Here is a 21,012-nt window from a genome sequence, read left to right on the forward strand (position 1 = left end):
GAGGCCCGTCATGCCGCGCTCCCCCGACTCTCCCAAGCCGACCCCGGCCGAACTCGACCTGCTGCAAGTGTTGTGGCCACTGAGCTCGGCCACCGCCAAGCAGGTGCACGAAGCGATGCTGGAAACGCGGCCCGACGTCACCTACGCCACCGTGCTGCGCCTGATGCAGGTCATGCACGGCAAGGGCTTGCTGCTGCGCGACGAAAGCGAGCGGTCGCACGTCTACACGCCGGCCTACGAGCGCGACGCCCTGCAAAGCAACCTGCTGCAGGACCTGATGCAGCGCGCCTTCTCCGGCTCGGCCAAGGCGCTGGTGCTGGCGGCCTTGAAAAGCGGCATCTCCAAGAAGGAACGCGCCGAGATCGAACAGCTGCTGCGCGAGGACAAGGAGTGACCGGCGCCGGCTTCGTCGAAGCGGTCGGCTGGACGCTGCTCAATTTCACCTGGCAAGGGGCGCTGATCGCCTGTGAGACCGCGCTCCACCTGGTGCTGCTGCGTAACGCCAGCCCGCAATCACGTTATGCAGTCGCCTGTACCGGCCTGCTGCTGTGCCTGCTGTGGCCGCTCGCCTCGCTGTGGATGCGCCTGAGCGGCGGCAGCGCCGCGGATGGCGGCGTCGCGCTGATGCTGGTCGGTGCCGGCGCCGGCTCGCCTGCCGACCTCGGCTGGAGCGGCGTGCTCGGCATGAACCTGGCGTGGATCGTCGGCGCCTGGGCGCTGTGCGCGCTGTTGCTGGCACTGCGCATGGTCGCGGGTCTGCTGTGGGTGAAACGGGCGGCGGCACATGAAGCGCGCGATCCGGCCTGGCAGGTGCGTCTCGACCGCCTGGCGGCCCAGTTCGGGCTCAGGCGGCAAGTACGCCTGCGCATCGTCGCCAACCTCTCCAGCCCGGTGACGGCCGGCTGGTGGCGCCCGGTGGTGCTGGTGCCGGCATCGCTGGTCACGACCATGCCCGCACACCTGCTGGAAGCGCTGCTGGCGCATGAGCTGGCCCACATCCGGCGCCATGACTACCTGGTCAACCTGATCCAGAACGCGATCGAGGCGCTGCTGTTCTACCACCCGGCAGTCTGGTGGCTCTCGCGCCGCATCCGCGCCGAGCGCGAACTGATCGCCGACCAACTCGCGGCCGGACAACTGGGCGAACCGCGGCGCCTGGCCCTGGCCCTTTCTGAACTGGAAAAACTCCAGTTTTCAACCACCCGACTGGCCCAGGCGGCCAATGGAGGAGATCTGATGTCACGCATTAAGCAACTGGTACGTCCCGAGTCGCAATCGCTCAACTGGAAGGCGGCGCTTCCGGTCATCGGCTTCGCCCTGGCCGCCCTGGCCGGCTGCGCCCAGCAGCAGCCGGCCAAAGTCCAGCAAGACGCCACCGCCATGAACATGGGGCCGATGAAGATCCACGCCAAGGTCATCGAGACCGACGCGGTGGCCGACTTCAATTCCTGCCCGCGGCCGGTGTACCCGGCGGTGGCCCTGCAAAACAAGGTCGAAGGCACGGTGTCGCTCGGCTTCCTGATCGGCGCCAACGGCCGCGTGCTCGATACCACGCTGCGCGAGTCGAGCGGCGACGCTTCGCTCGACCAGGCGGCGCGCATCGCCCTGGCCAAGTGCAGCTTCAAGCCGGCGACCGTGAACGGCACGCCGATCGACCGCTGGACCGACGTCAAATACGTGTGGGCAGCGCACTGATGGCACACGGGAATGGCGGCGCCGGCGTTTTCGCCGGCGCCGCCGTCAGATAGTTCGATGCGGTATCCTATGCGGACGCTACCATCGCGTCGGCCCCGGCGCTCGCCGGTGTCGAATGAACTTCGCCGCTCCCAGCGGCGATCACCGCTGGAGAATCGATGTCACGCTTCATCACCCTGGCTTTGTCGCGCGCCGCTGCGCGCGGCTGGACGGCCGCTCTTTCCATCTGCGCGATCACGGTCAGCGGCTGCGCGCAGACGCCCCACTCGGCCAGCACGGTTGCGCCCCCGGTCCTGCGCACCGCGCTCATTCCCGCCAGCTGCAGCAAGCCGGTCTATCCGCCGCAGGCGCTGGCGCGCAAGATCGAAGGCACGTCCATCATCCAGTTCCTGCTCAGCGCGCAAGGCAAGGTGCTCGAATCGCGGGTGCAGAAGTCGAGCGGCGACGCCTCGCTGGACGAGGCGGTGCGCAGCGCCATGTCGGCGTGCCGGTTCACGCCGCCGATGCACCAGGGCGAACCGGTCCAGGCCTGGACTTCCCTGGAATACGTCTGGAAAGCCGACTGAGCGCACGTCGAAGCAGGCACGGCCATAAAAAAAGCGCCGGATCGCCGGCGCTTTTTCATGCGGATTTGCGTCGATCAGACCGCTGACGTATCCAGCTCGCAGCCGGTTGCAGCCACGACCTGTTCGCGCGTCACGCCCGGCGCCAGCTCCACCAGCTTCAGGCCGCCTTCGACGACGTCGATCACGCCCAGGTCGGTAATGATGCGATCGACCACGCCGACGCCGGTCAGCGGCAGGTCGCACTTCTTGAGGATCTTGTGGCTGGTCGAACCGTCCTTGGCCGTGGCCACGTGCTCCATCACCACCACCACACGCTTGACGCCGGCGACCAGGTCCATCGCGCCGCCCATGCCCTTTACCATCTTGCCGGGGATCATCCAGTTGGCCAGGTCGCCTTGTTCCGACACCTGCATCGCGCCCAGGATGGCGAGGTTGATCTTGCCGCCGCGGATCATGCCGAAGGAATCGGCCGAGCTGAAATAGGCCGAGCCCGGCAGCGCGGTAACGGTCTGCTTGCCGGCGTTGATCAGGTCGGCGTCGATCTCTTCTTCGGTCGGGAACGGGCCGATGCCGAGCAGCCCGTTCTCGGATTGCAGGAACACCTCGACGTCGTTGGGGACGTAGTTCGCCACCAGGGTCGGCAGGCCGATCCCCAGGTTCACGTAGAAGCCGTCCTGCAGCTCCCTGGCCGCGCGCGCGGCCATTTCATCACGAGTCCATGCCATGTCTTGTCTCCGAATGTGTTCTCAGTTAGCAGTACGGACCGTACGCTGCTCGATGCGTTTTTCCGGCGTCGGGTTGTGCACGATGCGGTGCACGAAGATGCTGGGCGTGTGCACCTGGTCGGGATCGATCTCGCCGATCTCGACCAGCTTCTCGACTTCGACGATGCAGACCTTGCCGGCCATGGCCACGTTCGGATTGAAGTTGCGTGCGGTCTTGCGGAACACCAGGTTGCCGGCGCGGTCGGCCATGTACGCCTTGACCAGCGACACGTCGGGGGTCAGCGCGCGCTCCATCACGTAGTGCTCGCCGTCGAACTCGCGCGTTTCCTTGCCTTCGGCGACCACCGTGCCGTAGCCGGTCTTGGTGAAGAAGGCCGGGATGCCGGCGCCGCCGGCGCGCAGCTTCTCGGCCAGCGTGCCCTGCGGCGTGAATTCGAGTTCCAGCTCGCCGGCCAGGAACTGGCGCGCGAACTCCTTGTTCTCACCCACGTAGGACGAGATCATCTTCTTGATCTGGCGCGTTTCCAGCAGCTGGCCAAGGCCGAAGCCGTCCACGCCGGCGTTGTTGGAAATGGCGGTCAGGTTCTTGACGCCCGAATCGCGCAGCGCAGCGATCAGGGCCTCGGGGATGCCGCACAGGCCGAAGCCGCCCACGGCGATGGTCTGGCCGTCCTGCACGATACCGGCCAGGGCCGATTGCGCGTCTGGATATACTTTATTCATACCCGTCCCTTTTATAAATGAAGCGTTAGCTCTTCTGCAATACCGAGTAAACTCTCAGCATAGAATACGAACAACCCGAGCACAATACCGTAGAACTACGGCCCGTCCCAACGGGCGCGCCCTCCATGAACACAGCTGTCGATCTGCCTCAGATGAATTTACCGCGCGATATCGCCAACGGCGCCGACATCGACTACGAAATGATTTTCCAGCACGCGCCGGTCGGCATGTGCGTCTCGCGCGACCGCGTAATCCAGACCTGCAACGGCGCGCTGGCGGCCATGTTCGGCTACCCGCCGGCACGGCTGCACGGGCAGTCGTTCAGCGTACTGTACCCCACCATGGATGAGTTCCTGCGCACGGGCGACCGCATCATCCCGATCATGAACGCCAAAGGCCGCTACTCGGACGAGCGCATCATGCGCCGCGCCAACAGCGAGCTGTTCTGGTGCCACGTGACCGGACGCGCGCTCGACCCGAACGAGCCGCTCGGTGCAGGCGTGTGGACCTTCGAGGATGTGAGCGAAAAGCGCCCGGTGACGGCGGAACTGACGCCGCGCGAGCGCGAGATCGCGGCGCTGCTGGTCGAGGGCAAGACCAGCAAGGTGATCGCGCGCGATGCGGGCCTGAGTCCGCGCACGGTGGAGATGCATCGGGCCAGCCTGATGCGCAAGTTCTCGGCATCGACCTCGTCGGAGCTGGTCAACAAGCTGGTCGGAAACCGCTGATCAGGCAGCGCTGTTCATGCGGACAGGATCGTGTCCGCACGTTCTTGCGCATGCGGCGATACCAGAAATCGCATTTCATGCAATACCCATTGTCACAATCAGCGGTTTGTGCAAAGATCGGCTACGCCTGACTTCAACGCACCCGACAGAGGACGCCATGGATCAGATGGACGCAGTCGACGTTTCCTATCTCGCCTACATCAAGCCGGTCCGGGGCGCGGTATGCGGCCCGCACGGCTCGCGCCTGCTCTATTACCGCAACACGCACCCGAGCGTGACCCTGACGATCACGATCGACAACTGGTGGCTGTACGAAGGCCGGGTCGCGCGCGAGCCGCGCAAGACGGTCACGCTGGCGCCGAACCTGCACGCCCATCCGCACGTGGTCGATCCGAACGACGTGCTCATGGGCTGCCCGATCCCGGGTCCGACGCTGCAGCAATTTCACTGGGACGTGCTGTCGGCCGTACCGGCCTGAATCGGCCTGAACTGGCACCGTCAGCGGTAGAGCGGCCAGGCCTGGTCGCGCATCCGTTCCAGCAAGCGCTGCAGGTCGAGGTCGAGCCGCCGGTCGTCGAGCACCGGTGCGATGTCGTCTTCCAGCACCGCCATCATCACGGCCAGTGCCGGCGGCAAGGCGCGCTGCGGATCGACGCGGCAACGCAGCCATGCACCCTGACGCACCGCGATCAAGAGCGCCGCCGCCACCTGCTCCGTGAGTTCGAGCACGCGCAGGCAGTCGCGCGCGGCGATGGTGCCCATGCTGACCTTGTCCTGGTTGTGGCACTCGGTCGAGCGCGAGAACACCGAGGCCGGCATGGTCAGCTTGAGCGCTTCCGCCGTCCACGCCGACACGCTGATCTGCAGCGCCTTCAGGCCGTGGCTGATCGCGGCGCGCTCGCCTTGCATGGCGGACAGGTTGGGCGGCAAGCCGTTGCTGTAGCGGGTGTCGACCAGCAGCGCCAGCTGGCGGTCCAGCAGGTCGGCCAGGTTGGCCACCGCGTTCTTCATGCCGTCCATCGCGAACGCAATGTGGCCGCCGTAGAAATGGCCGCCGTGCAGCACGCGCTCGCCGTCGGCATCGATGATCGGGTTGTCGTTGGCGCTGTTGAGCTCATTCTCGATCTGGGTGCGGAAAAACGGCAGCGCATCGGCCAGCACGCCGATCACGTGCGGCGCGCAGCGGATCGAATAGCGGTCCTGCAGACGCCGGCCGTTGCGTTCGACCTGTTCCGTGCTGCCCAGGTCGTGGCGCAACCAGGCCGCCACGTCCTGCATGCCGGCGTGCGGCTTGACCGCGAACAGCGTGGCGTCGAAATGGTGGGCGTTGCCGTCCAGCGCGAACGAGGCCAGCGCCGTGATGCGGGTGGCCAGGCGCGCCAGGTACTCGGCGCGGTCCCACGCAAGGCAGGCCAGCCCGGTCATCACGGCGGTACCGTTCATGATCGCCAGCCCTTCCTTTGGACGCAGGCGCAGTGGCGCGATGCCGGCCTCGGCCAGGGCCTGGGCTGCGGGCAAGTGCGCGCCGTCGCGCCACACCTCGCGCTCGCCGCACAGCACCGCCGCCAGATACGACAGCGGCGTCAGGTCACCGCTGGCGCCGACCGAACCTTCGCTCGGGATCAGCGGCAGCAGGCCGGCGTCGAACAGGCGCACGATCTGCTCCAGCAAGCCGACGCTGACGCCCGAGTAACCCTTGCACAGCGAGGCCAGGCGCGCCGCCATCACCGCGCGCGTCTGCTCCGGGGCTAGAAACGCGCCGAGGCCGCAGCCGTGGTAGGTATACAGCTGGCGCGGCAGTTCGGGCATCAGCTCGGGCGGCACGGCCACGGTGCATGAGTCGCCGTAGCCGGTGGTCACGCCATAGATGACGCCATCCTCGCGCAGCAGGCGGTCGAGGAAGTCGGCGCCGCGCGCGATGGCGACGCGAAACGCCAGGTCGCTCGATAACGCCGGCCGCGCGACGCCGCGCGCGATGGCGACGACGTCGTCCAGGCTCAGGCGTTCGCGGTCGAAACGGACGGTGCGGAGGTTGTGCGTGCCGGCGGCCGCACTCATTGCGCCGCTGCCGCCGGCAGCGCCGCGCGCAGCGAATCCGGCAGCGGCGCCGACTTGCCGATCTTGAAGTCGACCCACACCACCTTGGCCGTGCCTTCGGCGTGCACCGCGCCCGCTTCGCCATCGGCGCCGACCAGGCGGATCTCGTGCGACACCTCGACGCTCGAGCGGCCCGGCGGCGAGACGAAGGTGCGCACCTCGATGTCGCCCGGATAGGTCAGCTGCCGGATGAAGTTCATCGAGGCACTGACGATCACCGGCCCCTGCCCGTCCGGGTTGAGCAGGCCGCCGACCTGCTCCAGCCAGGCGATGCGGGCCGACTCGATGTAGCGGAAATAATTGGTGTTGTTGACGTGGCCCATGGCGTCCATGTCGCCCCAGCGGATCGACATGCGCATGGTGTGCACGAGTTGTGGAACCTGGTTCGGTGCTGCGTTTGCTGCGGACTGCTCACTGCTCATTGCTTGTCTCTGTTCTTGAAATTATTGCGCCGTCATGCCGTCGTCGGCGGTGATGATGGCGCCGTTGATGAAATGGGCTTCTTCCGCCGCCAGCAGCAGGAGCAGCCCGTCGAGGTCTTCCGGCTTGCCGGGGCGCTTCCTCGGCAACATCTCGATCAGCTTGCGGCCCGGTTCGGTGTCGAAATAATCCTCGTTGGAATCGGTGGCGATGTAGCCGGGGCAGATGGCGTTCACGTTGATGCCGTACTTGCCCCACTCCACCGCCATCGCCTTGGTCATCTGCACCACGCCGGCCTTGCTCATGCAGTACACGCCGATCTGGGGCAGCACGCGCAGGCCCGCCACCGAGGCGATGTTGACGATGCGGTGCTGCTTGCGCGGGTCGCCCTTGGCGCGCGCGATCATGCGCTTGGCGGTCTGCTGCGCCATGAAGAATGCGCCGCGCAGATTGGTGTCCATGATATAGCTGTAGTCGTCCTCGCCGACGTCGAGCAGGCGCTGGGTGGTCGACACGCCGGAATTGTTGACCAGGATGTCGATCGGTCCGGCCTCGGTCTCGGCGTGCGCGATCGCCGCCTTGATGCTGCTCAGGTCGGTGACGTCGAGGCGCACCACGTGCGCCGCGCCGCCATCGGCTTCGATCTCGGCGCGCAGTTCCTTGAGGCGCTCGGTGCGGCGCGAGGCCAGCACCACCTGGGCGCCGGCGCCGGCCAGGGCCTTGGCGAAACGTGCGCCGAGGCCGCTCGATGCGCCGGTGACCATTGCAATCTTTCCTTCGAAATTGACTTCAATCCCCACGTCCGGCTCCCCGACGCCTGTGTGCGTCACGCATTTGCGAAAGCATAATGATCCCACAAATGTCGGGCATTAGATTGCCGCATCTAATATTGCACTTACAATGGCGCGAAAGTTGCATTCGGCAGCAAAAACCCGCACACTCGTGCTAATTTTTTTCAGCCCTCTATTTACGTCAGAAAAACACCATGACCGAGACCACGAATCTTCTAGAACAATATGGCCCGCGCGAGGCGATGGAGTATGACGTCGTCGTCGTTGGCGGCGGTCCTGCCGGCCTGTCGGCCGCGATCCGGCTGAAGCAGCTGGCGGCCGAGCAAAACCGCGAAGTGTCGGTCTGCGTGCTGGAAAAAGGCGGCGAGCTGGGCGCGCACATCCTGTCTGGCGCCGTGATGGACCCGCGCGCGATCACCGAGCTGTTCCCGGACTGGAAGGAAAAAGGCGCACCGCTGAACACGCCCGTCACTGAAGACCGTGTGCTGTTCCTGACCGAGACCAAGTCGTATGCGACCCCGAACTTCGCGGTGCCGAAGGCGCTGACCAACCACGGCAACTACATCGTGTCGCTGGCGAACGTAGTGCGCTGGCTCGGCCAGCAGGCCGAGGCGCTGGGCGTCGAGATCTTCCCCGGCTTCCCGGCCGCCGAGGTGCTGTACAACGAAGATGGTTCCGTCAAAGGCGTCGCCACCGGCAATATGGGCGTCAAGCGCGACGGCGAACCGGGTCCGGACTTCCAGCTCGGCATGGAGCTGCACGCCAAGTACACCTTCTTCGCCGAAGGCGCGCGCGGCCACCTGGGCCGCCAGCTGATGGCGAAATACGATCTGCAAAAAGATTGCGATCCGCAGACCTACGGCATCGGCATCAAGGAACTGTGGGAAATCGATCCGGCCAAGCACCAGCCGGGCCTGGTGATCCACACCGCCGGCTGGCCGCTCGACAACGACGTGTACGGCGGCTCGTTCCTGTACCACCTGGAAAACAACCAGGTCGCGGTCGGTTACGTGGTCGGCCTGTCGTACCAGAACCCCTATCTGTCGCCATACGAAGAATTCCAGCGCTACAAAACCCACCCGGCGATCCGCGGCTTCTTCGAAGGCGGCAAGCGCATCTCGTACGGTGCCCGCGCGATTGCTTCGGGCGGCCTGCAATCGCTGCCGAAGACCGTATTCCCGGGCGGCTGCCTGATCGGCTGCGATGCCGGCTTCCTGAATACGTCCCGCATCAAGGGCAGCCATGGTGCGATCAAGACCGGCATGCTGGCGGCCGAAGCGGCGTTCGCTGCGCTGGGCGCCGGCCGCCAGGGCGACGAACTGACGGCGTATCCAGAAGCTTTCAAGAACTCGTGGCTGCACGAAGAGCTGTACATCGCGCGCAACTTCAAGCCGTGGATGAGCAAGGGTCTCGTACTCGGCACGATCATGACCGGCATCGACCAGATCGTTTTCCGCGGCAAGGCGCCATGGACGCTGCACCACAAGCACGCCGACCACGAATGTCTGAAGCCGGCGTCGCACTTCAAGCCGATCGTGTATCCGAAGCCGGACGGCAAACTGACCTTCGACAAGCTGTCGTCGGTGTTCATCTCGAACACGAACCACAGTGAAGACCAACCGGTGCACCTGACCTTGAAGAACCCGAGCGTGCCGGTTGAGGTCAACCTGGCCAAGTTCGCCGGTCCCGAGCAGCGCTACTGTCCGGCCGGGGTGTATGAGTACGTGAAGACCGACGAGGGTCGCGACCGCCTGCAGATCAACGCCCAGAACTGCGTGCACTGCAAGACCTGCGACATCAAGGACCCGACCCAGAACATCGTCTGGGTGACGCCGGAAGGCGGCGGCGGGCCGAATTACCCGAATATGTAAGGCTGAACGCCGGCGAACTCGCCGGCGTTTTTACTGTTGGCTTTGTCCGAAACCTCCTACAGCGCATCCTCCAATTATCCGATTGGCATAGCCGCTGACAGGCGTAGCATGGGTCTCCTCGACATTCAGTGCAAGGAGACCAGCATGAGTGAAAACAAGGGCCATAGCGACAAAAATCCGAGCTACCCCGAGTTGGACGACATGGGTTCTGCAGCCAGCCGCGCCGGAGATAATGCCGGCAATCTGCAAAACGCTGGGCAGCAGGACATTGGAAACCAGCAGAGCGGAAAACTTCAAGGCAGTAATCAAAGCAGCAAGCAGCAAGGCAATCTGCAGCAAGGCAGCAAGCAGCAAGGTGGTAAGCAAGCAGACATTGGTAGCCAGCAGAACATCGGCAACCAGCAACAGGGCCTGCAAGGCGGCCAGCAGCAAGGCCAGAAGCAGGGACAACAGCAGAACCAGCAGCACGGCGGCCAGCACGCATCCGGAGGCACTCCGGCGTTGGACAACCTGAACAGCAAGCAAGGCAGCCGCCAGTCCGGCCAGGATGCACAACAGACCGACTGGGACAATCTGCAGGACAAGCACCGCTGACGCAGCACGGTCACGGCAGCACGATCCAGGGCGCGGTCCTCTTACGAGGCCGCGCCGTTTTCATTTTCAGGTCCGCAGCTGCAGCCAGACCCCTCAGGCAGTCAATGCTTGCGCTGTCTCGCGATCCGGCGCCGGCGCTGCATGGGACGCGATCAGTTCCAGCACGTGCGCCAGCTGGACCGGCTTGTTGAGGTGATGCGCGATGCCCGCCGCCTTCGATGCCGCGCGCGACGCTTCGTCGCTCCAGCCGGTCAGCGCCACCAGCAGCGTCTGCGCGCCGAGTGTGCCGGCGGCGCGCGCACGCTGCGCCACGTCGTAGCCCGACATGTCCGGCAGGCCGACGTCGAGCAGCACCACGTCCGGCCGCCCGGCCGCGATCGCGCGCAGGGCGCCGGCACCGTCATAGGCGGTCAGGACGCGGTAGCCCTCCATGTCGAGCAGCGCCTGCATCATCTGCACCGAATCGACGTTGTCGTCGACCACCAGCACGGTCGCCGCCGCCAGCGGCGCGCCGCCCGGCTCCTCGGCTGCCGGCTCGTTCACCGGCAGATCCTGCGCCAGGGGCAGCACGATCTGGAAGCGCGCGCCGGTGCCGGGACCATCGCTGTGGGCGTCGATGCGTCCGCCGTGCTGGGTCACCAGGTGGCGCGTCAGCGCCAGGCCGATGCCCAGGCCGCTGTTGCCGTTCATGCCGCTGGCATGTTCCTGGGCGAACATGCCGAACAGCTTGGGCAGCATCGCCGGCGCGATGCCGCGCCCGCTGTCGCTGACGGTGACCACCACCGTCTTGGCGTCCGGCAGCGTCACCGTCAGCTCGATGCGGCCGCCGTCCGGCGTGAACTTGATGGCGTTATTGAGCAGGTTCGAGACGCACTGCGCGATGCGCACCGCGTCCACGCACACCGGCACCGGCGTGGCCGGCAGGCTGGCGCTGAACGCGTGGCCGGCGGCCTCGATCAGCGGCTGGCAGGTTTCCAGCGCGCCGTCGATCACCTGGCGCAGGTCGACATGGGCCAGGCGCAGGGTCAGTTTGCTCGACTGGATGCGCGACACGTCGAGCAGGTCGTCCACCAGGCGCGTCAGTTGTCCGCTCTGGCGCGCGATGATGGCGGCGGCGCGCCGCACCTTGTCGTCTTCCGGTTCGACGGCGGCGATCAATTGCGCCGCCGAACGGATCGGCGCCAGCGGGTTGCGCAGTTCGTGCGCCAGCATGGCCAGGAACACGTCCTTCTGGCGGTCGGCTTCGCGCAGCTCGGCTTCGCGCGCCAGCAAATCCTGTTCGCTGCGGCGCAGCTTTTCGCTGGTGATGCGCAGCCGGCTCAGTGCCGAATTCATCAGCTCGATGACGATGCAGTCCACCACCAGGATCCCGGCGAAGAACACCAGCGCGATCAGGTCGCTGCGCGGCATGGCGCTCAAGGCCACCGGCGGCCCCATGAAGAAGGCCCAGGCCGCCCCCGTGCTCAGCACCGCCACCACCAGCCCCGGCCCCAGGCCGACCAGCCAGGTGGTGATCAGGACTGCCGGGAAGAACGAGAGAAAGGGAAAGCCGCGCGCCGGCAGCACGTCCACCAGCAGGAAACGCGCCGCCAGCGCGATGGCGAACAAGGCGATGGCGGTGACGTACCGGACAGGCTGGCGCGCGGCGGCCTGACGCCAGGCGTCGCGCAGGGAAGAAAGCTTCATGGAGCAGGAAAGAGTGAGTGTGGAGACCGTGGACGGAGAGAAAAGGCGTTCAGATTGCCGGTCAATCCGCGACTCTACACTAAAAGTACTTGCCTGATAACACGATTGCTATTTCACAACGCCGGCGCCGGCGTCAATACCGGTTCAGCGCAGCGCGATGCGTTTCTGTTCGCGCGCCGAACGGTATACGGCCTCGATGATGCGGATGTCGCGCAAGCCCTCTTCGCCGGCCACGATCGGTTCGCGGTTCTGCAGCACGCACTGCGACATGTGGTCGAGCTGGCCCGCCCATTGAGTCGCGTCCGGGCCCGGCTTCGGCGTGACCAGGGTCTCGTCGCTGCGGTTCTTGCCGACCCATAGCTTGTGGCCGCTGTAGCCGGTGGCCGGTTCCATTTCGATGCGGCCCTTGTCGCCCATCAGCAGCAGGTGGTTCTGGTTGGCGCTGTACATCGACATGCACGAGCCGATCACGCCGGACGGGAATTCGAGCTGGAACTCGATCATGTCTTCCACTTCGCGGAAGCGCGGATCGTTCTTGTCGGTGGTTTCCTTGGCATACACGGCAATCGGCTCCTCGCCCACCATGTAGCGCGCCGCCTGCAGTGCATAGATGCCGATGTCCATCATCGAGCCGCCGCCCGACATCGCCTTCTTGAGGCGCCAGTTGTCCGGACCGCCACCCGCGGTGAAGCCGTGCTCGGAGCGGAAATAGCGCAGCTTGCCGATCTCGCCCGAGCGCGCGCGGCGCATCGCTTCCAGGTTGTGCGGCTCGAAGTGGCTGCGGTAGCCAATCATCAGTTTCTTGCCGGCCTTGCGGCAGGCGGCGATCATCTGCTCGCATTCCTTCGAGGTCAGCGCCATCGGCTTTTCGCACAGCACGTGCTTGCCGGCAGCGGCCGAACGCTCGGTGTACTCCAGGTGCATCGAGACCGGCAGGCAGATGTAGACGATGTCGACGTCCGGGTTGTCGCGGATGCTGTCGAAGTTCTGGTAGTTATAGATGCCGCGTTCCGGCACGCCATATTCCGCCGCCACCTTTTTCGCCTTGGCGGGATCGCCGCTGACCAGCGCCACCAGTTTGCTGTGCTGGCAGTTCTTGAACTGCGGGATGATCACACCCAGGCCGTAGCCGCCGAGGCCGACGATGGCATAGCCCAGCTTGCGTCCCGGCTGCTGGGCCCAGGCCGGCATGCCCATCGCGCCGGTTGCCAGCGCGCCTCCCGCGGCCAGCATCAGGCCGCGCCGATTCAGATCGATCATCACCATCTCCTTGTTGTCGGTATTCGTTGTCGGTACTCGCCCTGCCCGGCTGCGAACGCAGCAATGCGCAATGGGGTCCTTGATAAGGATACAATTGTTCCGATTGAAATGGTAGCGATAACATCACGTATGCTCCACCTTCGTCCCGCGCGACTTCACCCTGAAAGAACCAGCCGATGACCGTTTTCATGAACCGCTTCCCTCTCCCATCCGCCCGCAGCCTGTTTGCAGCGGCCGTGATGGCCACGCTCGGCCATGGCACCGCCGTCGCTGCCACGCCGTTGCCGCCAGCCTGCGGCAAGGCGCCGTCGGGCGAGTCGACCGCCCAGCGCATCGCCGCCGTGACGCCCAGCCGCAGCGAGCCCGGCCTGTACGAAGGCCCGGTATGGATCAAGGATGCGCTGTACTTCTCGGACTTCAGCTTCAGCCAGGGATTCCCGTCGCGCGTGCGCAAGCTGGCGCTCGACGGCACGGTGACGACCGCGATCGAGGATGCCGGCAGCAACGGCCTGGCGGTAGACAAGGATGGCAAGCTGATCGCCGCCACCCACAAATACAAAGCGCTGTCGCGCTATGACCTGGCCGGAGGGCGCACCGCCGTTGCCGAACGTTACCGCGACAATGTGTTCAATTCGCCGAACGATATCGCCATCGCGCAAGATGGCACGATCTATTTCACCGACCCGGATTTCCAGAAAGCGGCCGCACCCGGCGGCCAGCCGGTGACCGGTATCTATCGGGTGGGTACGGACGGCAGCGTGACGCTGGTCGACGGCAGCCGCCGCAACCCGAACGGGATCGCGCTGTCGCTCGACGGTGCGCAGCTGTACGTGGTCGCCGGCGACGGCGCGATCCGCAGCTATGACGTCAAGGGCAAGATGCCGCAGGCCGGACGCGAGCTGGTCAAGGGTATCGAGAACGGCGACGGCATGACCCTCGATTGCCACGGCAACCTGTACCAGACCGAGCACGGCGCCAAACGGGTGCGCGTGTTCTCGCCGCAGGGACGCGAGCTGGCGACGATCCGGGTCGATGCGAATGTCACCAACGTCGCCTTCGGCGGCAAGGATGGCAAGACGCTGTACATCACGGGCGCCGGCGCCGTGTGGCAGACGCGGCTGGACGTGAGCGGCCTGCCCTACTAGAAAGGGCTGCTTACCAGGCGCGGCGGCCGTGGCTGCCGAAGTTGTGGCCGCTGACCAGGGTGGTGCTCTGCACCAGCGTCGACAGGCCCAGGATCAGTTGCACCAGCCGGTCGTCCGGCAGCACCCAGATCTGGCCGCGCGGCTGTTCGGCGCCGGTGGCGGCCATGATCAGTGGCGCGATCCAGGCCGCGTCCTGATCGACGTCGAGGATCACGGCGTCCTGCGTCGTCTGCATGTGGATGTTGCCGCCCTCGCTCAGGGTGAAGCAGATGCCGACACCGGTTTCCTGCGGCTTGAACGCATCCACCATCGCGGCGTTGTGTTCGTCGATCCAGAGTTCGACGTCCTGCGGCGTCTCGAGCGGGGTCCAGGGGCGGGGTTTGAAGCGAGGTGGCTGGTCGGGCGATGGATTCATGTGCTGCATGTGTGAGTAGACGGGCAGTATCTTACGGGATTTTGCGCCGATGCGGCGGCGCTATTTCCGGCTGCTTGCCTGTGTCAGAATGCTCGACGACAATAACAACGGAGCCCGATGTGAAGATCATCCTTGCTGCGGCGCTGCTGGCGCTGGCCGGCGCCGCCAACGCCGCCGTGCCCAACGCTGCGCTTGCCGCGCAGGCCTACGTCCTCGACAACACCGAAGTACGCGATATCCGCGCCACCGAACTCAGGCGTGACTACCAGGTCTACGTCGCCCTGCCCGACTCTTACCGCGACGGCAAGCGTTCCTACCCGGTGGTGTTCGTGTCCGACGCCAGCTACGCGTTCCCGGTGGTGCGCAACATCGCCCAGCGCCTGCATCGCCACGCCGGCATGGAAGAAGCGATCGTGGTCGGCCTGTCGTACGCCAAGGGCGACACCGGCGTCTACAGCCGCCGGCGCGACTACACGCCGACGACGCCGCACAAGCACGACTACCGCAGCGACATGCCGGGCCGTCCGCTCGCGTTCGGCGAGGCTGCGGGCTACGGCCGTTTCGTGTCGAATGAAGTCTTTCCGCTGATCGCCAAACACTACCGCGCCGACATGCGGCGCAAGATCTTCGTCGGCCACTCCTACGGCAGCCTGCTCGGCCTGCAGATGATGCTGGATGCGCCGCGCAGCTTCGAGCACTATATCCTCGGCAGCCCGTCGCTGTGGTTCGACGCCGGCGTCATGTTCGAGCGCGAGCGCGCCTACGGCAGCAGGCACAAGGACTTGCCGGCCAGTGTGTTCTTCGGCATCGGCGGCCTGGAAACCCTGCTACCCGGCAAGAAGCGCTCGCGCGCCGAGGAAGACGCCGACATGGTGGCCGACCTGCGCGAATTCGATGCCGCCTTGAAGAGCCACCGCTACCCGCAGCTGCGCACGCGCCTGAAAGTGTTCGCCGATGAAGACCATGCCAGCGTGCTGCCGTTCGTGGTCACGCACGGCTTGCGCGCCTATCTGGCGACGAAACGATGATTCAAGGCAGGTCGAGGTTCAGCAGGCGCACTTCGACCTGGCCGTCTTCGATCAGGAGTTCGCCCACCGATATCGGCAGCTTGAAGCGGCGCCGTCCGGCGCTGCCCGGATTCACGTACAGCACGCCGTCGCGCTCGCTGCAGGAAGGCTTGTGCGAATGGCCGGCGATCACCACGCGCACGCCTTCGGCAGCCGGGTCGATCGCCAGTTCCTTGAGGTCGTGGATGATGTGGATGGCGACGCCGTCGAGCGTCAGGGTAACGGCTTCGGGCAGGGCCTGCGCCCAGTGGCCGTGGTCATTATTGCCGCGCACGGCCGTGAGCGGCGCCAGCGTGGCCAGTTGTTCGAGCGTGGCCGGGTCGACGATGTCGCCGGCGTGGATGATGTGGGCGCTGCCGCGCAGGTAGTCGAACGCCTGCGGCCGCAGCAGCCCGTGGGTGTCGGAAATCAAGCCGACCCGCATTCCTTATTTGCTCGCTTCAGGTGCGCTTGCTGCTGGCCATCTTGGCCGTGGTGTACACCGAGTACAGCGCCGCGATACCGACCAGCACGTAGACCACGCGCGTCAGCGCGCTGCCCGGGCCGAACAGCGTGGCGACCATGTCGACGTTGAACAGGCCGACCATGCCCCAGTTGAGGCCACCGATGATCAGGAGCGCCATCGCAATATAGTCCATGGCGGACATGGCGGAGCGTTGGTGCGAACGGACGGCCACCCGGCGATCGGGCATGGTGCGGCGGTCCATGGTTGGTGCGTTGATTGTTGCCATCACAGCCTCCTTGGTAAGAGTTGGATCGCCGGGACGCGGCGCCCCGGCCCTTGCAACAATACTAGCAAAAGTAATCCGACACGCTCGCACGGATTGTGCGAACGCCTGTCAAGCTATCAACCCTTCCAGGTACGCTCCAGGCCCGTATCCGCATGGATCCAGCCGCCGCGCGGACCCGAGCGGTAATAGTAGCCGACGCCGCCGCCGCGGAAGCTGCGGATCAGGCCGCCAAGCACTTCCTCGTTCAGGTTGGCCAGGCGAATATCGGCCGCCTTGCCGACCATGTGCAGCGACTTGCGCGCGGCCGGGATGCCGGCTTCCTGCAGGCGCTTGTTCGAGGCCGGGGTGCGGTAGCCGGACAGGATCTCGACCGGCTGGTTCAGGCCGTAGCGCGCGATGAAGGCCTGGGTGCTCCACAGCATCTCGAGCAGCTTGGGATCGATCGGCGCGGTCTCGCGGCCGTTGACGTCGCGCAGCAGGTGGCACAGTTGCTGGTAGGCCGACTCGATCACTTCGCCGTCCTTCCAGTACAGCAGGGTCGCTTTTTCGTTGCTTTGCGGCCGGGTGACGGTCAGCGTGCGCGGCTTGATCCAGAAGTCCAGATCCAGCGCTTGCGAATCGAACAGGTCGGGTGGCGGCTGCAGCTCGGTGGCGGCGCCGATCAGGGGCGTGCCGAGTGCGCCGAGGGCGGCCAGGCGGGCGCCCTGATGAAGGAAATCTCTGCGTGAAGCCATGGGGTTGCGGGTCCGGTTTATGCGATGCTCATCATTGCGATGGCGCTTACTATAGCTTATCGGAACGACACACGACAGCCGGTGTGTGTGCACCGCGACAACCTCAGTCACCGCAGTTGCAGAAACGCTTGCTGGCCTTGGGATCGCATACGCCGTCGAGGCGTTTCCACAACAGGTCGCATTCGAGGCCGAAGCAGGCCTTGTCCTTGCCCGCATTCATGAAACCGTGGCGCTCGAAGAAGGTGCTGGCGCCGGACGGGCTGTGCAGGCTGAGCTTGCCGATATTCCAGGCGCGCGCCTGTTCTTCCAGCGCGCTGAGCAATGCTCGGCCGACGCCGCAGCGCAGCGCTTCCGGCAGCACGTAGCACAGCGCCACCTTGCCGGCCTGGGTCAGCAGGGCCATGCCGACCATCCGCCCTTCGCTTTCGGCGACCAGGGCGTAGTTGATCGGGGACGAAAACCAGGCCAGCACCGTGGCCGGGGTCTTGTTGCCGAGCCAGGCATCAAGCACGGCAGGCTGATCGCGATGCTCGTCGCGGCAACCTTCCTCGATGGAGCGCCGCAGCAAGGCGCAGGCAGCCGGCGCGTCGTCGGGAAGCGCCCTGCGGATCTCAATACGCGTGGACATTACATCTCTACTCGAACAATACAGGGTGGACAACGGTGTCGACATTTTTTAGGGGGTGTCGCATGGCCTCGACTATACACCGAAAGCGCCCCGGCCCGCTCGGCAGCGCCCCAAGCGCGTGCTCTGAATAAGGATATGACGAAAGTATTGTTCCGTTTATTTCTGAAATTTAGGAACATGCAAACTGTCATCACTCTTCGAGATAAGCGAGAACACCATGCGCAACTCCCCTCACAGCTCCCTGCGCCGCGCGCTGCTGGTCCTGGCCATGGCCGCCGGCAGCACCCTGTCGGTGCAGGCCGCGGCCCAGACCGAACTGCTGAACGTGTCGTACGACGTGGCGCGCGAGCTGTACAAGGACGTGAACCCCGCCTTTATCGCCGCCTATAAAGCGCAAACCGGCCAGACCGTGACCGTCAAGCAGTCGCACGGCGGCTCGAGCAAGCAGGCGCGCGCGGTGGCCGACGGCCTGGAAGCGTCGGTGGTAACCATGAACCAGGCCAACGACATCGACATGCTGGCCGACCGCGGCCTGGTGGCAAAGGACTGGGCCAAGAAGTTCCCGAACAATGCGGCGCCCTACTACTCGACCATGGTGTTCCTGGTGCGCAAGGGTAATCCGAAGCAGGTACGCGACTGGCAAGACCTGGCGCGCCAGGGCGTGCAGGTGATCATTCCGAATCCGAAGACCGCCGGCAATGGCCGCTACACCTACCTGGCCGCCTGGGGCTCGGTGATCAAGAAAGGCGGCAACGAAGCGCAGGCGCGCGAGCTGGTCGGCAAGATCTTCAAGAACGTGCCGATCCTGGACGGCGGCGGCCGCGCGGCTACCACCACCTTCACCCAGCGCCAGATCGGCGACGTGCTGGTGACCTTTGAAAACGAAGTGAGCATGGTGCGTGCCGAATTCGGCAACGATTTCGAAGTCGTGTATCCGGCCACGTCGATCCTGGCCGAATCGCCGCTTGCCGTGGTGGATAAGGTGGTCGATCGCCGCAATCTGCGCAAGCCTGCCACCGCATATCTGAATTATCTGTATTCGCCGGCCGGCCAGGAATTCGGCGCCAAGCATTTCATGCGCGTGCGTAATGAAACCGTGATGAAGAAGTACGCGGCCAATTACAAACCGATCAGCCTGTTCACCGTGGACGAGGTATTCGGCGGCTGGCGCGCGGCACAGAAACGCCACTTCGACGATGGCGGCGAATTCGACAAGATCTATCAGGCCAAATAAATGTTGAACAGCTAAATGCTTGATCGATAAGCACTGTATATATAAACAGCCCCGCCATCTGCGGGGCTGTTTTTATTCATGGGGTAGCTCATCCATTATCGCGGAGCCGAAACCATTGGGCTTACTCATTAATTATTTCATTCGATAAATTCATTCCGCCAAGCTGTCACATTCCCGTAAAAAATTCTTCTGCTTTTAGGTAATTTTCTTGTGCGCCATAGACATGCACAGCTTATAGATGCTATCTTCCAATTCTCTGTAGTTGCTCTACAGATAGATGTTGAAAGCGCCGCCCGGCGCCCGTGACGCTCAACCTCCACCGAATTCCAGACCGCCAAATGATCAAGAAATTGTTCGCCACCGCGCTGATGTCGTTCTCGGCCGCTGCATTCGCAGTGCCGTTCGGCTCCCAGTCGGTGCTCGTAGTAGACGATGAGACCGGCAAGGTACTCATCGAAAAGAATGCCGACACCGTGGTGCCGATCGCCTCGCTGACCAAGCTGATGACGGCAATGGTCGTGCTCGACGCCAAGCTCGACATGGACGAGCAGATCGAGATCGACCGCAGCGACGTCGACACCGTCAAGTTCAGCAGCTCGCGCGTGCCGGTCGGCGCCAGCATCGCGCGCCGCGACGTGCTGCACCTGGCCCTGATGTCTTCGGACAACCGCGCCGCTGCCGCGCTGGCCCGCACCTACCCGGGCGGCAAGGAAGGCTTCAAGGCCGCCGTGCGCCGCAAGATCCACGCGCTGGGCATGACCCAGACCTCGATCGAAGAACCGACCGGCCTGTCGCCGCACAACCGCTCGACCGCGGTCGACCTGGTCAAGATGGCCACCGCCTCGACCAAGTATCCCGAGATCGTGCGCATGACCACCGAAACCCGCGACATCATCGACATCAACGGCCGCGGCGTCGAATACCGCAACACCAACCGCCTGGTCGGCGCCAAGGGCTGGGACGTCGGCCTGTCGAAGACCGGTTTCACCAACGAAGCGGGCCGCTGCCTGATCATGAACATCAAGGCCGCCGGCAAGAACGCGACCCTGGTGCTGCTCAACGCCGGCGCCTCGTCGGCGCGCATCATGGATGCGCTCAATATCCGCCGCTTCATCGCCGGTGACGAACCGGTCGCCCGCGTGGCGCGCGCCGCCACCGGTGGCTCGCTGATCAAGGCCAGTGCCGGCCGTTCGAAGTCCAAGGCCAGTGCACGCGCCAAGGCGGGAGCCAAGGCCAAGGCGGTCAGCAAGCGCAAGCAGGCGAAGGTCAAGACGACGCGCAAGCGCCGCGACTAAAGCACACCGCGTTTCAACGCGAGGGGCCTGTCAGGGCCCTTTTTGTTTTGTGGGCGTCCGACGATTGCGGCTCGCGCAAGCATTTGGGATCGAAATTCACGCGGCCGACGTCGCCCGCGGCCCAGGTGCGCAGCTCGCGCAAGAAGCCGCGGGTTCCGATCACCGGCATCGATGATCCATATCGCCTGCCGCCCGTGGCGCCCTTGCGATCACGCCAGCCGTCGATGGCACCATCGGTAGCGGAATCGTCGTCGAAGGTATAGCGCAGTATGGAGCCATCGTCCATGTGCAGCTCGACGGCGTTGCGCAGGGAGGCGCGGGAGAAGCCGCTCGATGAACTGTGGAGCAGATGGCGCTCCATGATATCCACCAGCGCGGCCTGGCGGTCGGGGCGGAACGACGTACCGAAGCGGCATGCGAACGTCTCCAGCCTGGCGTAGGTCAGCGGCATCGAGAAGCGCAATCCGGGCGGTGTCAGCAGCACCGTCACACGCGTAACTCGCGCCGCATCGGGCACGGGCGGCTCCGGCCAGCTGGCGCTTGCCGCGTGGACGAACCCGACACCGAGCAGACCGCCGACCAGCCATTGCACCGTCTTCATGGCATT

24 protein-coding genes are annotated in these 21,012 nt (G+C 65.0%); 11 read left to right on the forward strand and 13 right to left on the reverse strand.

Features of this window, described 5'->3' with window-relative positions; genetic code table 11:
- Positions 1 to 10: 10 nt before the first annotated feature.
- From RTQ83_RS08305 to RTQ83_RS08315, 3 genes are all read left to right on the forward strand, one after another.
- The gene (locus tag RTQ83_RS08305) at positions 11 to 394 is read left to right on the forward strand and encodes a BlaI/MecI/CopY family transcriptional regulator (protein WP_312513190.1); all 384 of its coding nucleotides are present in this window, start codon (positions 11 to 13) and stop codon (positions 392 to 394) included.
- A complete protein-coding gene (locus RTQ83_RS08310; RefSeq protein WP_312513193.1) occupies positions 391 to 1,695 on the forward strand; it encodes a M56 family metallopeptidase in 1,305 nt (434 codons plus the stop codon). Before RTQ83_RS08305 ends, RTQ83_RS08310 begins: the two co-directional genes overlap by 4 nt.
- A gap of 158 nt (positions 1,696 to 1,853) precedes the next feature.
- Positions 1,854 to 2,261, forward strand: coding sequence for an energy transducer TonB (locus tag RTQ83_RS08315; protein WP_312513195.1), 408 nt, complete (start codon positions 1,854 to 1,856; stop codon positions 2,259 to 2,261).
- Between the two features lie 74 nt (positions 2,262 to 2,335).
- Here RTQ83_RS08315 and RTQ83_RS08320 read toward each other — a convergent pair whose 3' ends face one another.
- Both RTQ83_RS08320 and RTQ83_RS08325 read right to left on the reverse strand, forming a co-directional pair.
- Entirely contained in the window at positions 2,336 to 2,986 is a 651-nt protein-coding gene (locus RTQ83_RS08320; RefSeq protein ID WP_312513197.1) for a 3-oxoacid CoA-transferase subunit B, read from the reverse strand.
- Positions 2,987 to 3,007: 21 nt separating this feature from the next.
- The gene (locus RTQ83_RS08325; RefSeq protein ID WP_312513199.1) at positions 3,008 to 3,709 is read right to left on the reverse strand and encodes a CoA transferase subunit A; all 702 of its coding nucleotides are present in this window, start codon (positions 3,707 to 3,709) and stop codon (positions 3,008 to 3,010) included.
- A 152-nt stretch (positions 3,710 to 3,861) separates the two neighbouring features.
- Here RTQ83_RS08325 and RTQ83_RS08330 point away from each other — a divergent pair, with 152 nt between their 5' ends.
- Both RTQ83_RS08330 and RTQ83_RS08335 read left to right on the forward strand, forming a co-directional pair.
- Positions 3,862 to 4,437, forward strand: coding sequence for a LuxR C-terminal-related transcriptional regulator (locus RTQ83_RS08330; protein WP_312513201.1), 576 nt, complete (start codon positions 3,862 to 3,864; stop codon positions 4,435 to 4,437).
- Between the two features lie 157 nt (positions 4,438 to 4,594).
- The gene (locus RTQ83_RS08335; protein ID WP_312513203.1) at positions 4,595 to 4,915 is read left to right on the forward strand and encodes a hypothetical protein; all 321 of its coding nucleotides are present in this window, start codon (positions 4,595 to 4,597) and stop codon (positions 4,913 to 4,915) included.
- 20 nt (positions 4,916 to 4,935) lie between these two features.
- Here RTQ83_RS08335 and RTQ83_RS08340 read toward each other — a convergent pair whose 3' ends face one another.
- The 3 genes from RTQ83_RS08340 to RTQ83_RS08350 form a co-directional block, all read right to left on the reverse strand.
- Positions 4,936 to 6,495 carry an aromatic amino acid ammonia-lyase gene (locus RTQ83_RS08340; RefSeq protein ID WP_312513205.1) on the reverse strand — a complete coding sequence of 520 codons (1,560 nt, stop codon included), beginning with the start codon at positions 6,493 to 6,495 and terminating at the stop codon, positions 4,936 to 4,938.
- Positions 6,492 to 6,893: a thioesterase family protein gene (locus RTQ83_RS08345; RefSeq protein WP_312513208.1), complete on the reverse strand. Its 402-nt coding sequence runs from the start codon at positions 6,891 to 6,893 to the stop codon at positions 6,492 to 6,494. Before RTQ83_RS08345 ends, RTQ83_RS08340 begins: the two co-directional genes overlap by 4 nt.
- An 84-nt stretch (positions 6,894 to 6,977) precedes the next feature.
- Positions 6,978 to 7,754, reverse strand: coding sequence for an SDR family oxidoreductase (locus tag RTQ83_RS08350; RefSeq protein WP_312513211.1), 777 nt, complete (start codon positions 7,752 to 7,754; stop codon positions 6,978 to 6,980).
- A 185-nt stretch (positions 7,755 to 7,939) separates the two neighbouring features.
- Between RTQ83_RS08350 and RTQ83_RS08355 the strand changes: the two genes are divergently transcribed.
- Together RTQ83_RS08355 and RTQ83_RS08360 are read left to right on the forward strand one after the other, a co-directional pair.
- Entirely contained in the window at positions 7,940 to 9,616 is a 1,677-nt protein-coding gene (locus RTQ83_RS08355; RefSeq protein WP_312513213.1) for an electron transfer flavoprotein-ubiquinone oxidoreductase, read from the forward strand.
- Between the two features lie 144 nt (positions 9,617 to 9,760).
- The gene (locus RTQ83_RS08360; RefSeq protein ID WP_312513215.1) at positions 9,761 to 10,210 is read left to right on the forward strand and encodes a hypothetical protein; all 450 of its coding nucleotides are present in this window, start codon (positions 9,761 to 9,763) and stop codon (positions 10,208 to 10,210) included.
- 93 nt (positions 10,211 to 10,303) lie between these two features.
- On the opposite strand, the gene RTQ83_RS08365 is transcribed toward RTQ83_RS08360, so the two are convergent.
- Positions 10,304 to 11,896, reverse strand: coding sequence for a hybrid sensor histidine kinase/response regulator (locus RTQ83_RS08365; RefSeq protein WP_312513217.1), 1,593 nt, complete (start codon positions 11,894 to 11,896; stop codon positions 10,304 to 10,306).
- Positions 11,897 to 12,040: 144 nt separating this feature from the next.
- Complete coding sequence (locus RTQ83_RS08370; RefSeq protein ID WP_312513219.1) at positions 12,041 to 13,156, reverse strand: Gfo/Idh/MocA family oxidoreductase; 1,116 nt, start codon at positions 13,154 to 13,156, stop codon at positions 12,041 to 12,043.
- 188 nt (positions 13,157 to 13,344) lie between these two features.
- Here RTQ83_RS08370 and RTQ83_RS08375 point away from each other — a divergent pair, with 188 nt between their 5' ends.
- Complete coding sequence (locus tag RTQ83_RS08375) at positions 13,345 to 14,301, forward strand: SMP-30/gluconolactonase/LRE family protein (protein ID WP_312513221.1); 957 nt, start codon at positions 13,345 to 13,347, stop codon at positions 14,299 to 14,301.
- Between the two features lie 10 nt (positions 14,302 to 14,311).
- Here RTQ83_RS08375 and RTQ83_RS08380 read toward each other — a convergent pair whose 3' ends face one another.
- A complete protein-coding gene (locus RTQ83_RS08380) occupies positions 14,312 to 14,716 on the reverse strand; it encodes a hypothetical protein (RefSeq protein ID WP_312513223.1) in 405 nt (134 codons plus the stop codon).
- Positions 14,717 to 14,835: 119 nt separating this feature from the next.
- Between RTQ83_RS08380 and RTQ83_RS08385 the strand changes: the two genes are divergently transcribed.
- Positions 14,836 to 15,744, forward strand: coding sequence for an alpha/beta hydrolase-fold protein (locus tag RTQ83_RS08385; protein ID WP_312513225.1), 909 nt, complete (start codon positions 14,836 to 14,838; stop codon positions 15,742 to 15,744).
- 1 nt (position 15,745) lies between these two features.
- Here RTQ83_RS08385 and RTQ83_RS08390 read toward each other — a convergent pair whose 3' ends face one another.
- The 4 genes from RTQ83_RS08390 to RTQ83_RS08405 form a co-directional block, all read right to left on the reverse strand.
- Positions 15,746 to 16,207 carry a metallophosphoesterase family protein gene (locus RTQ83_RS08390; RefSeq protein WP_312513227.1) on the reverse strand — a complete coding sequence of 154 codons (462 nt, stop codon included), beginning with the start codon at positions 16,205 to 16,207 and terminating at the stop codon, positions 15,746 to 15,748.
- A 16-nt stretch (positions 16,208 to 16,223) separates the two neighbouring features.
- Positions 16,224 to 16,514: a DUF378 domain-containing protein gene (locus tag RTQ83_RS08395; protein ID WP_312513229.1), complete on the reverse strand. Its 291-nt coding sequence runs from the start codon at positions 16,512 to 16,514 to the stop codon at positions 16,224 to 16,226.
- A 116-nt stretch (positions 16,515 to 16,630) separates the two neighbouring features.
- Positions 16,631 to 17,248 (reverse strand): YcbK family protein, encoded by a 618-nt coding sequence (locus RTQ83_RS08400; RefSeq protein WP_312513233.1) that lies wholly within the window; start codon positions 17,246 to 17,248, stop codon positions 16,631 to 16,633.
- A 103-nt stretch (positions 17,249 to 17,351) separates the two neighbouring features.
- The gene (locus RTQ83_RS08405; RefSeq protein ID WP_312513235.1) at positions 17,352 to 17,876 is read right to left on the reverse strand and encodes a GNAT family N-acetyltransferase; all 525 of its coding nucleotides are present in this window, start codon (positions 17,874 to 17,876) and stop codon (positions 17,352 to 17,354) included.
- Between the two features lie 217 nt (positions 17,877 to 18,093).
- On the opposite strand from RTQ83_RS08405, the gene RTQ83_RS08410 reads away from it, so the two are divergent.
- Both RTQ83_RS08410 and RTQ83_RS08415 read left to right on the forward strand, forming a co-directional pair.
- On the forward strand, positions 18,094 to 19,110 hold the full coding sequence (locus RTQ83_RS08410) for a sulfate ABC transporter substrate-binding protein (RefSeq protein WP_312513237.1): 1,017 nt from the start codon (positions 18,094 to 18,096) through the stop codon (positions 19,108 to 19,110).
- 338 nt (positions 19,111 to 19,448) lie between these two features.
- Positions 19,449 to 20,405 carry a serine hydrolase gene (locus tag RTQ83_RS08415; protein WP_312513239.1) on the forward strand — a complete coding sequence of 319 codons (957 nt, stop codon included), beginning with the start codon at positions 19,449 to 19,451 and terminating at the stop codon, positions 20,403 to 20,405.
- Positions 20,406 to 20,418: 13 nt separating this feature from the next.
- On the opposite strand, the gene RTQ83_RS08420 is transcribed toward RTQ83_RS08415, so the two are convergent.
- Entirely contained in the window at positions 20,419 to 21,006 is a 588-nt protein-coding gene (locus RTQ83_RS08420) for a hypothetical protein (protein ID WP_312513241.1), read from the reverse strand.
- Positions 21,007 to 21,012: the final 6 nt, after the last annotated feature.

The organism is Massilia sp. (assembly GCF_031995545.1).
Taxonomy (GTDB): Bacteria; Pseudomonadota; Gammaproteobacteria; order Burkholderiales; family Burkholderiaceae_D; genus Telluria.